General features: G+C 50.9%; 1 protein-coding gene. It reads right to left on the bottom strand.

The genetic code is table 11. The annotated features are described in order from the left end of the window. The coding region (locus TZ48_RS20395; protein WP_239671014.1) for an Ig-like domain-containing protein at nucleotides 1–407 on the bottom strand (407 nt) is incomplete at both ends.

Here is a 407-nt window from a genome sequence, read left to right as displayed (position 1 = left end):
GTGACCGTATCGCCATCGACATCGCTAAAGTTGAAACTCAACGTTTGGTTGTTGTCTTCGTCTGTGGTCAAGGTTGAGGCGATCGTAATGCTCGGCTCGTCATTGACGCTAGAAACAGTAACGTTGATGGTTTTGTCCACCGTATAGCCGCTGCCATCGGTCAAAGTGATGGTGAAGCTGTCGTTACCGTTGTAGTTAGCCGTTGGTGTGTAGACGATGTCCGTGCCGTTAATCGCTATCTCACCATGACTCGGTGCGGATTTCTCCGTTGCGGTGACCGTATCGCCGTCGACATCGCTGTAGCTGAAGCTGAGCGCTTGGTTGTTGTCTTCGTCTGTGGTCAAGGTTGAGGCGATCGTAATGCTCGGCTCGTCATTGACGCTAGAAACAGTAACGTTGATGGTTTT

Origin of the sequence: Vibrio variabilis, from assembly GCF_003263785.1 — a bacterium.
GTDB lineage: Bacteria > Pseudomonadota > Gammaproteobacteria > Enterobacterales > Vibrionaceae > Vibrio > Vibrio variabilis.
This window is presented reverse-complemented; position numbering and strand designations above follow the sequence as displayed.